We start from the raw sequence: 14,370 nt of genomic DNA on the forward strand, positions 1-14,370 counted from the left end.
ATAAAACCGTAACTATGGCTATGCTTATATTTTCTATTTCATCTGAACAAAATATAATTCAAATTATTTATAGCCCATTTTAAATAATAATTGGTATTACAAATGTTAAAACGTTATTGTTTTTTTATTTTAATTATTTGCACAACTCTAGTGCAAGCGCAATCATTCCATGAAAAAGTTCCAGAACCTAGACAAGACTCCATTAAAAAAAAGGAATTATTAAAAAACCTTGGAAATGGTTTCCTTCCTTCAAAATATTTTAATCTAGATTTACGATACTTAATAAAGTATAACCAATACGAAGGCGTAAGAACTGGTCTTGGTGGTATTACTAATAATGCTTTTTCAGAAAAATACAGAATTAACAGCTACCTTGTTTATGGTTTTAGAGACCATCGTTTTAAATATAGTATTGGGGGCGGTTTTAGATTGGCCGAAAAAACGAACACTTGGATAAACCTATCTTATACAGATGATTTACAGGAAACCGGAAGTACAAAATTTCTAACAGACAAACGGTTTTTTCAATTTTTTGAACCTCGTTTGTTGAATATTAATTTATTTTACAAACATATTACAAAAGCCATTGCATTAGAACACCAACTTTTACCTAATTTATTATCTGAAACAGAATTTGCAATAAGCAACATAGATCCTACCTATAATTACAGCTACGTATTAGATAATATAGCTACTAATTCTTTTCATTTAAGTACTGCTAAAATAGCTTTTCAATGGAGTCCATTTAGCACTTTTGAATCTTCAGAAAAAGGAATTAAAGAAACCCAAGATGGTTACCCGAAATTTACTTTTCAGTACACTAAAAGTTTCAAAGATGTTTTTGGTAGTAATTTTGGTTTTTCAAAATTCGACTTTAGAACCATTCATAAAATTGGAAAAGGTGAAGATTCGTTTTCAAAAATCACCATCGTTTCTGGAATCGCTAGCGGAAATATTCCTATTACTCATTTATATCATGCCTATCCTAACAATATCACAAAAGAAACAATATTACAACGTTTTTCTGTGGCGGGTTTAAATAGTTTTGAAACCATGTATTTTAATGAATTTTTTTCAGATAAATTTGCCACATTTCAACTAAAACATTTTATAAAACCATTTAATATTTCAGTGCGATACAAACCCCAATTGGTTTTAATTACGAGATTCGCTATTGGAGATATGGATAACCCTGAGAGGCATCAAAACATTTCGTTTGGTTCATTAAAAAAAGGCTATACAGAATCTGGTTTTGAGCTTAATAAATTACTATTTGGTTTTGGTTTAAGCTGTACTTATCGATATGGTGCTTATTATTTACCAGAGTTTGGTGATAACGTTGCAATTAAGTTTACATTTAACGTCACATTATGACGTATTATACTTGTTTTTTCTACCTTTGCCCATCTTTTAGCTAAAGCATGTTTAAACTTTTTACAAAAGACTTTTGGGATGTTACCGCAAGATTGATTTTACGTAATAAAATTTTGATTCTTGTTGGTATTCTTTTGGTTACTATTTTCTTTAGTCGTCAATGGGAAAACATGCGTTTAGCCTATAGTGAGGCTAATATGTTGCCCGACGATCATGAAGTAAATATTACTTATAATAATTTTTTAAAAACCTTTGGCGAAGAGGGAAACCTTATTGTTTTAGGGGTAAAGGACAGTTCTCTTTTTACGGTAGAAAAATTAAATGCTTGGAATAAACTTTCAGAAGATTTTAAAAGCAATGAATCTGTTGAAACAGTCATTTCAATAAAAGACCTTCAAAAATTAATAAAAGATACTAAAAATGAAAAGTTCAACTTAGAACCTTTTATTAAAGACTCCATTACATCTTTAGCCCAAATTGAAACACTTCAAAACGAGCTTTTCAATAAATATCCATTTTACGATAATTTCTTATTCAATAAAGAAACAAAAACCATACGAACGGCTATTTATATGGATAAAGCCATTGTAAATACATCGGCAAGAAAAGATTTTATTATTGATATTTTAATTCCAAAGATTAAAACTTTTGAAACCAAATATAATTTAGATGTCCGTGTTTCAGGCATGCCCTATATCAGAACTTTAAACTCGCAAAATATTGTTGACGAAATTAATTTATTTGTTATTGCTGCTTTGCTTGTAACATCTATTATTTTCTTTTTCTTTTTTAGGTCATTTCGAGCCACTTTCATTTCGCTTATTGTAGTATGTATTGGTGTAGCGTGGACTTTAGGAATTATAGGTCTATTGGAATATGAAGTAAGTGTTTTAACCGCACTAATTCCTCCTTTAATTATTGTAATAGGTATCCCAAACTGTATTTTTCTAATTAATAAATATCAGCATGAAGTAAAACTACATGGTAATAAGGTGAAATCGTTACAACGTGTTATCACAAAAATTGGTAATGCAACACTGATGACTAACGTAACAACGGCTTCTGGTTTCGCTACTTTTATTTTAACCGAAAGTAAACTTTTAAAAGAGTTTGGTATTGTAGCATCACTAAGCATTTTAGCTATTTTTATTCTCTGTTTATTGATTATACCTATTATATATAGCTTCATGCCTTATCCTAAAGATCGCCACTTAGAGCACTTAAACAAGCGTTGGATAGGTGGTTTTGTTAATTGGATGGAAGGTATGGTAAGGCAAAAAAGAATTGCTATCTATATTACTTCTGTAGTTTTACTAGTTGTAAGTATCATTGGGATTTATCAAATAAAAATATCAGGTAGCTTAATTGAAGATATGCCTCAGGAATCTGAATTTGTAAATGATATTCGATTTTTTGAAGATGAATTTAATGGTATTATGCCATTAGAAATTATGGTAGATACCAAGCGTAAAAAGGGCGTGATGAAGCTTTCCACGCTTAAGCGCATGGATGCACTTGAAGATTTAATTATCGAAATTCCAGAGCTTTCAAAGCCCATTTCTGTAGTTAGTTTGGTTAAATATTCTAAACAAGCCTATTACAATGGCAATACTAAATTTTATCAGTTGCCAACCTCTCAAGAAAATAGTTTTATTCTAACGTATGCAAAAAACTCATCTTCAAACATAGACTTACTAAAAAACTTTGTAGATAGTACTGGACAATATGCTCGTATCACCACTTTTATGAAAGATATTGGCACCGACAAAATGGAACGTATTGAAGAAAATCTTCAAACAAAAATAGACAAGGTTTTTCCCAAAGAACGCTATGATATTACCATGACAGGTAAAGCCTTAGTGTTCCAAAAAGGCACAAAATATCTTGTTAAAAATTTAGTCATATCACTCACATTAGCCATACTTTTAATTGCTTTATTTATGGCTTATATGTTTCGATCTGGACGAATGATAATCATATCCCTCATTCCAAACTTATTACCACTTCTTGTAACAGCTGGTTTAATGGGTTACATAGGAGTGCCTATAAAACCTTCAACAATTTTAGTATTCAGTATTGCTTTTGGTATTTCGGTTGATGATACCATTCATTTTTTAGCAAAATACAGACAAGAACTTCAAGCTAATAATTGGAAAATTAAAGTCTCGGTTTATGGTGCTTTACGCGAAACTGGGGTAAGCATGTTTTACACCTCTATTGTTTTGTTTTTTGGTTTCTCAGTATTCACAATTTCAAGTTTTGGAGGCACCGTAGCTTTAGGAGCTTTAGTTTCAGCAACATTATTATTTGCCATGTTGTCTAATTTACTGCTTTTACCCTCTTTATTACTTTCTTTAGAACGTAGCATTGCAAACAAACAGGTGCTTAGAAAACCTTCCATAAATATTATTCCTGAAGACGACGACGTAGTGAATTAAAATCTAATTATTCAAAAAAAATATCAAATTTCAACGCCTTTAAATTTTGAAATTTAGAAATTGAATTTTGATGAATGAAACCATTATATTTACATTATTAATTTTAAAAAAGAGTGACTTTGAAAACTGTTTCAGAATTATTATCGGAAGATATTATTATCCCAGAGGTAGAAATTAAAGGCTGGGTAAGAACCTTTAGAGCAAATCGTTTTATTGCTTTAAATGATGGCTCAACAATTAATAATATTCAGTGTGTGGTAAATTTTGAAAACTTTGATGAATCCTTATTAAAAAGAGTTACAACTGGAGCCGCAATTCATATTAAAGGCGAACTTGTTGAAAGCCAAGGTAAGGGGCAAAAAGTTGAAATTCAAGTTAGTGAATTAGATGTTTTAGGAGACTCAGACCCCGATACTTATCCCATTCAGCCAAAAAAACATTCTTTTGAGTTTTTAAGAGAAAATGCACACTTACGCACCAGAACAAATACCTTTAGTGCTGTTATGCGATTACGTTCAGCACTCTCTTTTGCTATTCATAAATACTTTAATGATAACGGGTTTTATTACATGCACGCGCCAATTATTACTGGAAGTGATGCTGAAGGTGCTGGCGAAATGTTTAAAGTATCAAGTCTTGATGCTAAAAACCCACCTTTAAATGATGAAGGAAATATTGATTATTCAAAAGATTTCTTCGGAAAAGAAACCAATTTAACCGTTTCAGGACAGCTAGAAGCAGAAACTTATGCCATGTCTTTAGGTAAAGTCTATACTTTTGGGCCAACATTTAGAGCTGAAAACTCAAACACATCTCGCCATTTAGCTGAATTCTGGATGATTGAACCAGAAGTTGCTTTTATGGATTTAGCTGGAAATATGGATTTAGCAGAAGATTTTATGAAATCTGTTATAAAATATATTTTAGATAACAATCGTGAAGATTTAGAGTTTTTAGACAAACGTCTTCAAGACGAAGAAAAAACAAAACCTCAGGTAGAACGAAGCGATATGACTTTAATTGAAAAGTTAAAATTTATTACAGATAACAATTTTAAACGTGTTAGTTATACTGAAGCCATTGATATTTTGAGAAACTCTAAACCTAATAAGAAAAAGAAATTCAAATATCTAATAAACGAATGGGGAACAGATTTACAAAGTGAACATGAGCGTTTTCTAGTCGAAAAGCATTTTAAATGCCCCGTTATTTTGTTTGATTATCCTGCAAACATTAAAGCCTTTTATATGCGTTTAAATGAGGATGGCAAGACCGTTCGTGCCATGGACATTCTTTTCCCAGGAATTGGAGAAATAGTTGGTGGTGCGCAACGTGAAGAACGATTAGATGTTTTAAAAGAAAAAATGGCTGCTTTAAATATTCCAGAAGAAGAGCTTTGGTGGTATCTAGATTTACGCAAATATGGAACTGCTGTTCACTCAGGATTTGGTTTAGGTTTTGAGCGTTTAGTTATGTTTGCAACAGGGATGAGTAATATTAGAGATGTTATTCCGTTTCCTAGAACCCCTCAAAACGCAGAATTTTAGCAAAAAGTTAAAGAAAAGGGAACCTTGGTACAACTTTGGTATACTAATCCCTTTTTTTATCTTTGAGAAAGAACCTTAAATCAAAATATGCTTAAACAATATTTACAATTTAAATTATCACAAAAACTGTCGCCGCAGCAAATTCAATTAATGAAATTGATACAGTTGCCTACACAAGCTTTTGAGCAACGTTTAAAGCAAGAACTAGAGGAAAACCCTGCATTAGAAGGTGGAAAGGAAGAGCGTCAAGAAGACGAATTAGATTCTGATTTTGACAATTCTACTGACGACTATGAGGACAACGAATCAATAAATGCTGAAGATATTAATGTTGATGAGTATTTAAGTGATGATGAAATTCCAGATTACAGAACACATGCCAATAATTACAGTAGTGACGATGAAGAAAAAACGATGCCTTATGCAGCAGGCACTTCATTTACGCAACATTTAAAAAATCAATTAAACACTTATAGACTTTCTGATGAAGAACGTGATATTGCTGAATTTTTAGTTGGAAGTGTAGATGAAAGCGGTTATATAAGACGTGAATTAAGTGATATCATGGACGATTTGGCATTTACACAAAACGTTTATACCACTGAAGATCAAATTGAAAAAGTTCTAAAAATAGTACATCAACTAGACCCTGCAGGTGTTGGTGCACGCCATCTTCAAGAGTGTTTAAGTATTCAATTACATAGAAAAGCAAAAACAGTAGATACTGAATTAGCTGTTAATATTATTGATAATGCCTTTGATCAATTCACAAAAAAGCATTACAAAAAATTACTTCATAAATTTAACATTACTGAAATTCAGTTAAAACATGCCATATCTGAAATTGAGCATTTAAACCCCAAACCTGGAGGCTCTTATGCTGGAAATAACAGAATTGTAGAACATGTTGTGCCAGATTTTGCAATTAAAATTGTTGATGGTGAATTAGAATTAACACTTAACGGAAGAAACGCACCAGAACTTCATGTTTCTAGAGAATACAACAATATGCTTAAGGGCTATAAAGATGCCAAAGACAAGTCGAAATCACAAAAAGATGCGGTTATCTTCATTAAACAAAAACTAGATGCTGCCAAATGGTTTATTGAAGCTATAAAACAACGTCAGCAAACACTATTTGTTACCATGAGCTCAATAATGCATTACCAAAAAGAATACTTTCTTTCTGGTGATGAACGCAATTTAAGACCGATGATTCTTAAAGATATTGCAGATGAAATTAATATGGATGTTTCAACGGTTTCAAGAGTAGCAAACAGTAAATATGTTGACACGCCTTATGGCACCAAGTTGATAAAAGAATTCTTTTCTGAATCCATGAAAAATGATAAAGGAGAAGACGTTTCAACAAGAGAAATAAAGAAAATTCTCGAAACTGTAATCGAAGAAGAAAACAAGAAAAAGCCATTAACCGATGAGAATTTAGCTTCTATCTTAAAAGAAAAAGGGTATCCTATAGCCAGACGTACAGTTGCAAAATATAGAGAACAATTAGATATTCCTGTAGCACGTTTACGTAAAAAAATATAATGGATAAACTATTAAAGAGTATTTCATATATTTTTCATCCTTTGATAATGCCTTTATTGGGTGTCATTTTTTATTTTTCAAAATCACCTCGTTTCATTCCAATTGAAATAATTCAAGCTAAATTAGTATCCCTTTTTATATTAACTGTTATACTTCCTATTTTACTGTATTTATTGTTGAAAACAGTTGGAATAGTTCATACCATTAATCTTGAAACAACCAAAGAGCGTATTTATCCATTAATACTAAATGGTATTGTTATATTAATTGTTTTGCAACGCATTTTGACACCAACACAAGCTATTGAGCTTTACTTTTTCTTTGTAGGTATCCTTATATCTAATATGACTTGTTTATTACTTGCCATTATGAAATTTAAAGCAAGCATACACATGATAGCTATTTCTGGAGTGTTTATGTTTTTCGTAGCCCTTAGTATTCATTTTAGCATTAATATAAATGGAACTCTAGCCCTAACGGCCATAATAGTAGGTGCTATTGCAACCTCTAGACTACATTTAAAAGCACATACTTATATAGAGTTAATTATAGGGGTTTTTATTGGGTTTATGCCTCAACTAATTTTGGTAAACTATTGGTTATAGAGATTCCCATCTTCATGGGAATGAAGAAATTATTTATAAGATATAGAACATGAGTCCTATTTTTATAGCATTGATATCTAAGTTCTCGCCATTTATTTTTGCATCTTTTGAGAATATTGAATTTAAAGCATAATATATGTGAATGTTCCAAGTGTTATACCCAGCACTTAGTGTAAGTCCATATTGAACCTTATTAAAATCGTTATTGTTAGTGTGTTTTATTCGGCCTAAATCACCTTCATATTTTGAAGTATTTGCTACGATATAACCAAACTTAAATCCTGTATAAATACGCCAAAAATTATAATCTGTTGATGTTGATGTTCGCCATCGAAACTCTATAGGCACTTCTATTAAATGCGTTGAAAATTTGTTTTTGGAATACGTTTGACTATCCTCTAGAATGCTATACTCAAACGCATTCGTACTATTTTTATTTATAAAAAGGTCTTGATTAAATGAATTTGTAGAATAACCCAAACCGATGCCTATGGCAATATTTCTTGCTTTATTAATCGGCATATCTTTAATAAATCCTAAATGGAACCCTAATGAAAAACCACTTTGATTAAGATTATTAGGCTTTCTACCTAATAAGTTGTAGGTGATACCTGCATAAAATTGATCTTCTTTGTAAAGTGAATCAACTTCTTTAATCGTATTTTCTTGAGTATAACAAAAGGAAATACTTGATAAACAAAACAAGATCAAAAACAGATATCTCATCTAAGACTAATATTATGGGAGTTATAATATAACCTCACAATAATAATTAAAATTGTGAAGGCATTAAAAAATTAAAGGCGCTTTGAAATTTCAAAGCGCCTTTATATAAAATTAAGAATGTAAAATTAATCTCTTCCAAACACACTACCCTTTTTGGTTGTGTAGTTTAATTTAAGCGCATTAACTTTACGTAGCTCTTGCTTTATATCACCAATTAATCCCATATTGGCATCACCATCAACTTTTAAGGCTGTAGTTAAAAATGGAATTAACTCCTCACGCTTGGAAGCGCGTTCCTGGGCAATAAAAGCAGCAATATCTTTTACGCTAGCAAAGTCATCATTAAGCTGTATTCTTGCTTCAGTACCATACTGTTTGTAATTTTGACTTGGTTGACCTGCATATATATACATGACCAAATCTTTTTTGTCAAGTTTCTCAACTTGATCGGCGAAAGGTAAATTATTTGCAATTTTTAAGGTATTTTGCCTCATCACAGTGGCAACCATAAAAAAGAACAATAACATAAATACGATATCAGGCAATGATGCTGTATTAACCGCTGGCATATCGCCACTTTTTTTCTTATTAAATTTAGACATATCTATAAATGTTAAATTTTAATCTATTGTACTTCTGAAAGCTTTTGAGGGTAATCAACCTTTATTTGATCAATTTTCTCTTTCAGCTTATCTTTATTTCCAGGCCAATTTACATCCTTATAATTAGCTTCCATTTCTGTAAATGGTTTACCATATAAGGCTTCGGCTCTGGCATCTCTTAACTCATTATATGCCGCAACTAATTCATTTTGCACAGCAATGTATGTTTTATAGGATGTTTCTCGTTCGTTCTTTAAAGAAATAATAGCTTTATCAGGATTATCTGAAGAAGAAGGATCCTTTTTACCTTTACAGTAAGTACATGATCCATCTCCGCCATTATCTAAAAACTCTCTGGCTGCTTTTCGCAAATCTTTCAATTCCATTATATCATCCTCTACAAGTAATTGATCTTTACCATTTAATAAAACCGTAAAAATGTTTTTTTGCTTTATAATAACATCTTCGTCAGACTCTTCCATAGGTGGGAGTTTTCTGTTAATACCAGAATCTGTTTCGATTGTTGTCGTTACTAAAAAGAATATTAATAGTAAGAAAGCAATGTCGGCCATGGAGCCTGCATTTACTTCTGGTGCTGCTCTTTTTGCCATAATTTATTTATTAAAAAGTTTTTTTACTCCTCCTAATAGCATAGAGCCTATTGCCAATACTGCAAGAATGTAAAAAGCATTTAATCCAGCTCCTACATTTTTTGATATCGCTTCAGTAATTCCTAATCCTTTATCATTAAAAGGTTGTAAGTTTAAATCTGAACCAGATGATATAACATAAGATATAATGATTACCACTGCAAATGCACCAACCGTCATTAAAGTCTTTTTAATATCTCCTGCAAATAATCCTTTTATTACAAATAATAAAACTAACAGAATCACTATGCCTAATACCGCATAAGCTATCAATAGCATATTACCGCTCATACTTAGAGCTGTATCTTCATCTCCCGCAATAATTATTAGTGCAACAATCGCACCAATAATAGCTAGGGCAAAAGCTACTATTTTTAAAATTTTATGTAAACCCATAATTCTTTTATTTAATTATATTATTATTTCTTGTTTCTAATTAATAGATCCATTAACGTAATAGAAGCATCTTCCATATCGTTAACAATACTATCAATTTTAGCAATAATATAATTGTAAAAAATTTGAAGTATGATGGCTACTACTAAACCAAATACCGTTGTTAAAAGTGCTACTTTAATACCTCCAGCAACAAGTGATGGTTGCATATCTCCAGCAGCCTCAATTTTATCAAATGCTTGAATCATACCTATTACCGTACCCATGAAACCAAGCATTGGTGCCAGTGCAATAAATAATGAAATCCAAGATACATTTTTCTCTAATTGACCCATTTGAACACCACCGTAAGCTACAACAGCTTTCTCAGCAGCATCTAAACCTTCATCTGTCCTATCTAAACCTTGATAGTAAATGGATGCAATAGGTCCTTTTGTATTTCTACAAACTTCTTTAGCAGCTTCAACACCACCAGAAGATAAAGCATCTTCAACATCTTGCGTTAATTTCTTAGTGTTTGTAGTTGATAAGTTTAAAAAGATAATTCTTTCTATAGCAATTGCTAATCCTAGAATTAAACATAATAATACAATACCCATAAAGCCTGGGCCTCCTTCAATAAATCTCTTTTTTAATTCTTGATGAAATCCAAGTTCTTCAGCAGGTGCTGCGTCATCTTGTGTCATTGTTGTAACTGTTGCTACAGCTGTACTAGTGTTAGCAATTGTAGTTGCATTAGCAGTTCCGAATGCCACCATTACAGTTATGGCAAGGATAGAAAATAATCTTTTCATGTTTCGATCTTAATTTTATTAGTTAAAGTGTTAAAGATATAAAAAAAAAGTAATTAAAAATAATAAAAAAAAACAGCAGAGAGGAAGGGATTCGAACCCTCGATACGCTATTAACGCATACACGCTTTCCAAGCGTGCGCCTTAAGCCACTCGGCCACCTCTCTTTATTTAAAAAACTAATTACTGCGGTCCAAATAACAAAAAAAAAATTAAAGACTAAAACTTTAAGAGTTAATTTTAAGTCATTTCTCCGCGCAAAGGTGCTTCATATATGGTTTTGAAGGTGTTACCAGAAATATTTTGTCCCAACATATACATCAATTTAGCCACAGCAGCTTCTGTAGTGATATCTTTTCCTGAGATTACACCAATTTTTTTTAGGGCACTACTCGTTTCATAATGGCCCATCATAACACTTCCGCCAGAACATTGTGTAATATTTATAATATGTATCCCTTTTGATATTGTATTTTTTAAAATATTGATAAACCATTTTTCAGTAGTACAATTTCCAGCACCATAGGTTTCAAGAATAACTGCTTTTAAATTGGAAGTATTAAGCACACTTTCTATAACTGACTTAGAAATACCAGGAAATAATTTTATAACTGCAATATTTTCATCTAAATTTTTATTAACCTTAAGTTTCTTTCTAAGATTTGGTTTGAACAAATATTCATAATTGATCTTTAGGTGTACTCCAGATTTAGCTAAATCAGGATAATTTAATGAAGCAAACGCCTGAAAATGTTCTGCATTGAGTTTGATTGTTCGGTTACCTCTATATAATTTATATTCAAAATATAAACACACTTCTTTAATTGCAGGCTTTCCTTTATTTTGCATTGAAGCCACTTGAATAGACGTAATTAAATTCTCTTTAGCATCTGTTCGTAAATCGCCAATAGGTAATTGAGACCCCGTAAAAACGACAGGTTTTGCCAAATTTTCTAGCATAAAACTTAAAGCCGAAGCCGTATAACTCATGGTATCGCTTCCATGTAATACTACAAAACCGTCAAATTTATTATAGTTAGTTTCAATTATTTCAGCAATTTGCACCCAATATTCGGGTTTCATATTGCTCGAATCTATTGGGTTTTTAAAAGACACTGTATCTATTTTACAATCTAAAAGTTGCAATTCTGGAATTTTGTCTAAAAGATTTTTAAAATTAAAGGCTTTTAAAGAGCCCGTTTTAAAATCTTTCACCATACCAATTGTTCCTCCTGTATATATAAGGAGTATGTTTGTTTTAGATTTAATCATGATTTATATTTTAAAAACATCTTTTGAGTTTTGTGTCGTTATTTCTGCAACATCTTCTTGAGAGACATTATAAATATCTGACAGTTTTTCTAATACCTTTATAATATACATACTTTCATTACGCTTTCCTCTGTATGGCGCTGGAGCCAAATAGGGTGCATCCGTTTCCAAAACAATATTTTCCAAATCTATTTGATTTAAAAACTGATCTATTTTTCCATTTTTAAAAGTTACTACGCCACCAATACCCAATTTCATATTATAAGAAATCGCTTGATGTGCTTGTTGAAGCGTTCCTGTAAAACAATGAAAAATTCCAAATAAATCATCGCTTTTTTCAGTTTCTAAAACTTCAAAAATAGCATCAAAAGCATCCCTACAATGAATAACAATTGGTAGTTTATATTGCTTCGCTAATTGAATTTGATGTTTAAATGCTTTTTTCTGAATATCTAATGTTGATTTATCCCAATATAAATCAATACCAATTTCACCTACTGCATAAAATTTTCGCTTTGCGAGCATCTCCTCAACATGTTTGAGTTCTTTTCTATAACCATCTTTAACATGTGTAGGATGCAAACCCATCATTAAAAATACATGTTCTGGGTTATCTTTTTCAAGTTGAAGCATTGAATCTGTATATGTAGAATCTATAGCTGGAATAAAAAAACGAGAAACACCTTGTTCAATAGCACGATTAATCATTTCGTTTCTATCCTCATCAAAAGCTTCGCTATATAAATGTGTGTGGGTATCTGTAATAATCAAAGTCGAAATTTTATGTTATACTATTTTGTAAAAATAATTGTTTTTACATGATTATATTTGTTTAAAACTAATTAGATGGAAACGTTGCAACATTTTCTGGAGCAAAAAGGCTATACCAAGGTGAAATTACACCTTACCAAAACAAATCATTTTGAAATAAAAGCCACCATAAATGGAAAAAAGGGACTGTTTATTTTAGATACAGGAGCATCAAGTTCTTGTGTGGGGTTTGAAGCCATAGAAACATTTAAACTTAAAGCAGAAGACTCCTTAATTAAAGCTGCTGGAGCGGGAGCTATTGATATGGACACTAAAACATCAAAGAAAAATAAGGTTAAAATTGGAAAGTGGATCAATAATAAAGTGGTTTTAGTTTTATTCAATCTAACGCACGTAAATACAGCACTTATAAACCACAATTCTAAACCAGTTGATGGTATTATTGGTGCAGATATTTTAAAAAAAGGGAAAGCCGTAATAGATTATGAAAAGAAATATCTATATTTAAAGTTATAAATTAATAGCAATCTAAATCTCTCTCTTAATCTAAATGAATACATCTATTGTCATAGCTGATGATCATCCATTAATGTTGCGTGGTTTAACAGATTTTTTAACCTCTAAAGGCTATAATATTATAGGTAGTGCAGAAGATGGTAATGCAGCTTACAATTTAATTGTAAAATTAAAACCAGAAATTGCGATTCTTGACATAAGAATGCCCTACAAAACTGGATTAGAAATTGCCGAAGCCTGTAAAAAAAACAATTTACCAACTAAAGTTATTCTTATAACTTTTGACAAAGAAGAAGAACTTTTTGATCAAGCTAAAGCGTTTAACGTTTTCGGTTATATTTTAAAAGAATTTGCCATTGAAGAAATAGAAACTTGTATAAGCCAGGTTATTAATGGTAAACCATATTTTAGCGAAGAAATAGCATCATACTTAAATGCGAGTACTTTAAATTTAAAACCTGAGACTTTAGAAGCTCTTACCAGAGCTGAATTAAAAATTGTAAAGCTTATTTCAGAAAATAAAACAAGTCTGGATATTGCTGATGAATTATCAATTTCTGTTAGAACTGTAGATAAGCATCGTAGTAATATTGTACATAAACTTGAATTAGACAACAAACCCACTTCCCTTTCTATTTGGGCCACTTTAAATAAAGATTTTTTGTAATACCTTTTACCAATTGAAATTAATAAAAGTTATAAAATACGTAGTAGTACGTATTTCGTATATCACTTAAACAAGTTATCTTTACAGTGCTATTAATTAGTTCTTAGGGAGAATTATAGAAAGCTCTAAATTGTAATGATTTAGAGTTTTCATTTTTTATAAACCTTTTTTCCTAAAAACGAACTTCAAAAATACGTAGAAGTGCGTATTTTTTTTCTCCTCAATGCATACTACATTTACAGTGCTATTAATTAATTCTTTTGAGAGAGAATTTTTTAGATACTCTGCACTGTAATGGTGCAGGGTTTTTAATCAAAGTTTTTAAAACTCAATCCAATGCCTAAATCTCAAATGGGAAAAGAGAATACTATTCTTAATAAATATTTTATTATAGGATTAACTATTCTAGTTGTAATAGTTATCTCTGTAAATATTGTGATGTGTTTTATTTAGTTAGTCTAAGT

The 14,370-nt window shown here is 31.0% G+C and carries 14 protein-coding genes and 1 tRNA gene; 7 read left to right on the forward strand and 8 right to left on the reverse strand.

Annotated features, from left to right (window positions below; translation table 11 throughout):
* The first annotated feature begins 102 nt into the window (after nucleotides 1–102).
* The 5 genes from AAC024_RS06940 (at nucleotide 103) to AAC024_RS06960 (ending at nucleotide 7,515) form a co-directional block, all read left to right on the forward strand.
* A complete protein-coding gene (locus AAC024_RS06940; RefSeq protein WP_339894559.1) occupies nucleotides 103–1,374 on the forward strand; it encodes a hypothetical protein in 1,272 nt (423 codons plus the stop codon).
* 47 nt (nucleotides 1,375–1,421) lie between these two features.
* Nucleotides 1,422–3,812 carry an MMPL family transporter gene (locus tag AAC024_RS06945; protein ID WP_339894560.1) on the forward strand — a complete coding sequence of 797 codons (2,391 nt, stop codon included), beginning with the start codon at nucleotides 1,422–1,424 and terminating at the stop codon, nucleotides 3,810–3,812.
* Between the two features lie 113 nt (nucleotides 3,813–3,925).
* Nucleotides 3,926–5,359 (forward strand): asparagine--tRNA ligase, encoded by a 1,434-nt coding sequence (asnS, locus tag AAC024_RS06950; RefSeq protein ID WP_339894561.1) that lies wholly within the window; start codon nucleotides 3,926–3,928, stop codon nucleotides 5,357–5,359.
* Nucleotides 5,360–5,446: 87 nt separating this feature from the next.
* Nucleotides 5,447–6,910, forward strand: a complete 1,464-nt coding sequence (gene rpoN, locus AAC024_RS06955; protein ID WP_339894562.1) for an RNA polymerase factor sigma-54 — start codon at nucleotides 5,447–5,449, stop codon at nucleotides 6,908–6,910.
* Complete coding sequence (locus AAC024_RS06960) at nucleotides 6,910–7,515, forward strand: hypothetical protein (RefSeq protein WP_339894563.1); 606 nt, start codon at nucleotides 6,910–6,912, stop codon at nucleotides 7,513–7,515. The genes rpoN and AAC024_RS06960 overlap by 1 nt, the downstream gene beginning before the upstream one ends.
* A gap of 33 nt (nucleotides 7,516–7,548) precedes the next feature.
* On the opposite strand, the gene AAC024_RS06965 is transcribed toward AAC024_RS06960, so the two are convergent.
* From AAC024_RS06965 to AAC024_RS07000, 8 genes are all read right to left on the reverse strand, one after another.
* Nucleotides 7,549–8,241: a porin family protein gene (locus tag AAC024_RS06965; protein WP_339894564.1), complete on the reverse strand. Its 693-nt coding sequence runs from the start codon at nucleotides 8,239–8,241 to the stop codon at nucleotides 7,549–7,551.
* 125 nt (nucleotides 8,242–8,366) lie between these two features.
* On the reverse strand, nucleotides 8,367–8,843 hold the full coding sequence (locus AAC024_RS06970; protein ID WP_339894565.1) for a biopolymer transporter ExbD: 477 nt from the start codon (nucleotides 8,841–8,843) through the stop codon (nucleotides 8,367–8,369).
* A 23-nt stretch (nucleotides 8,844–8,866) separates the two neighbouring features.
* Nucleotides 8,867–9,454, reverse strand: coding sequence for a biopolymer transporter ExbD (locus tag AAC024_RS06975; RefSeq protein ID WP_339894566.1), 588 nt, complete (start codon nucleotides 9,452–9,454; stop codon nucleotides 8,867–8,869).
* A 3-nt stretch (nucleotides 9,455–9,457) separates the two neighbouring features.
* Complete coding sequence (locus tag AAC024_RS06980; RefSeq protein ID WP_339894567.1) at nucleotides 9,458–9,889, reverse strand: hypothetical protein; 432 nt, start codon at nucleotides 9,887–9,889, stop codon at nucleotides 9,458–9,460.
* Nucleotides 9,890–9,912: 23 nt separating this feature from the next.
* Nucleotides 9,913–10,683 (reverse strand): MotA/TolQ/ExbB proton channel family protein, encoded by a 771-nt coding sequence (locus AAC024_RS06985; RefSeq protein WP_339894568.1) that lies wholly within the window; start codon nucleotides 10,681–10,683, stop codon nucleotides 9,913–9,915.
* Nucleotides 10,684–10,759: 76 nt separating this feature from the next.
* Nucleotides 10,760–10,847 (reverse strand) — tRNA-Ser (locus tag AAC024_RS06990).
* Between the two features lie 73 nt (nucleotides 10,848–10,920).
* Nucleotides 10,921–11,952, reverse strand: a complete 1,032-nt coding sequence (locus AAC024_RS06995) for an asparaginase (protein WP_339894569.1) — start codon at nucleotides 11,950–11,952, stop codon at nucleotides 10,921–10,923.
* A 3-nt stretch (nucleotides 11,953–11,955) separates the two neighbouring features.
* A complete protein-coding gene (locus AAC024_RS07000; RefSeq protein ID WP_339894570.1) occupies nucleotides 11,956–12,723 on the reverse strand; it encodes a TatD family hydrolase in 768 nt (255 codons plus the stop codon).
* Between the two features lie 75 nt (nucleotides 12,724–12,798).
* On the opposite strand from AAC024_RS07000, the gene AAC024_RS07005 reads away from it, so the two are divergent.
* Nucleotides 12,799–13,239, forward strand: coding sequence for a retropepsin-like aspartic protease (locus tag AAC024_RS07005; RefSeq protein WP_339894571.1), 441 nt, complete (start codon nucleotides 12,799–12,801; stop codon nucleotides 13,237–13,239).
* A gap of 34 nt (nucleotides 13,240–13,273) precedes the next feature.
* On the forward strand, nucleotides 13,274–13,906 hold the full coding sequence (locus AAC024_RS07010) for a response regulator transcription factor (RefSeq protein WP_339894572.1): 633 nt from the start codon (nucleotides 13,274–13,276) through the stop codon (nucleotides 13,904–13,906).
* Nucleotides 13,907–14,370 lie beyond the last annotated feature (464 nt).

It is taken from the genome of uncultured Algibacter sp. (assembly GCF_963976535.1).
Taxonomy (GTDB): Bacteria; Bacteroidota; Bacteroidia; order Flavobacteriales; family Flavobacteriaceae; genus Algibacter_B.

Coding starts and splice junctions, on each gene's coding strand:
- AAC024_RS06940 (WP_339894559.1), top strand. CDS start 103: ATGTTAAAACGTTATTGTTTTTTTATTTTAATTATTTGCACAACTCTA.
- AAC024_RS06945 (WP_339894560.1), top strand. CDS start 1,422: ATGTTTAAACTTTTTACAAAAGACTTTTGGGATGTTACCGCAAGATTG.
- rpoN (WP_339894562.1), top strand. CDS start 5,447: ATGCTTAAACAATATTTACAATTTAAATTATCACAAAAACTGTCGCCG.
- AAC024_RS06960 (WP_339894563.1), top strand. CDS start 6,910: ATGGATAAACTATTAAAGAGTATTTCATATATTTTTCATCCTTTGATA.
- AAC024_RS06965 (WP_339894564.1), bottom strand. CDS start 8,241: ATGAGATATCTGTTTTTGATCTTGTTTTGTTTATCAAGTATTTCCTTT.
- AAC024_RS06970 (WP_339894565.1), bottom strand. CDS start 8,843: ATGTCTAAATTTAATAAGAAAAAAAGTGGCGATATGCCAGCGGTTAAT.
- AAC024_RS06975 (WP_339894566.1), bottom strand. CDS start 9,454: ATGGCAAAAAGAGCAGCACCAGAAGTAAATGCAGGCTCCATGGCCGAC.
- AAC024_RS06980 (WP_339894567.1), bottom strand. CDS start 9,889: ATGGGTTTACATAAAATTTTAAAAATAGTAGCTTTTGCCCTAGCTATT.
- AAC024_RS06985 (WP_339894568.1), bottom strand. CDS start 10,683: ATGAAAAGATTATTTTCTATCCTTGCCATAACTGTAATGGTGGCATTC.
- AAC024_RS06995 (WP_339894569.1), bottom strand. CDS start 11,952: ATGATTAAATCTAAAACAAACATACTCCTTATATATACAGGAGGAACA.
- AAC024_RS07005 (WP_339894571.1), top strand. CDS start 12,799: ATGGAAACGTTGCAACATTTTCTGGAGCAAAAAGGCTATACCAAGGTG.
- AAC024_RS07010 (WP_339894572.1), top strand. CDS start 13,274: ATGAATACATCTATTGTCATAGCTGATGATCATCCATTAATGTTGCGT.